Annotated in this window: 1 pseudogene; it reads left to right on the top strand. The window is 70.9% G+C overall.

What is annotated here, in order from left to right:
- Nucleotides 1-460: pseudogene (locus FLQ44_RS23535) on the top strand (hypothetical protein); the annotation flags it as partial.

Genomic DNA, 460 nt, shown 5'->3' with positions numbered 1-460 from the left:
CTGCTGCGTCAGGCCAGCGTGTTCGCGCGTGCGCTGAACCAGATCGACCGCGACCGCATCCATCTGGGCCAGTCGGGCCTGTCCTCGTCCGATCTGGTCGGCTGGCTTCGCGACCAGAGCGCCGAGCGATTGGCCGAGTTCGCTGAGGAACTGTGGATCGCCCCGCCGCGGCCGGCCTTCATCCAGGACCAGATCGCACTCGATGTAGCCGAGTTCGAGCTGGTCGACCGCGAACGCGCGGCCCAGCTGGTCTCGGCCCTGCCCGACGGCGCCAAGGCCCCGCGCACCGATGCGCTGCCGATCGAGACCGAGGACACCAGCCGCCTGCAGCGCTGGCGCGACGAGCTGGGCGAGGTGCGGCGCGAGACCGCGCTGTCCAAGCTCGTGCCCAGCGAGGACTACGCTACCAGCGCCTACCGCCTGTCCCTGCTCGGCCTGCTGGGCGATCCGGAATCGGCCG

It is taken from the genome of Vogesella mureinivorans (genome assembly GCF_007644035.1).
Lineage (GTDB): Bacteria > Pseudomonadota > Gammaproteobacteria > Burkholderiales > Chromobacteriaceae > Vogesella > Vogesella mureinivorans.
The sequence above is the reverse complement of the archived record's forward strand: the minus strand, read 5'-3'. Positions and strand labels throughout refer to the sequence as shown.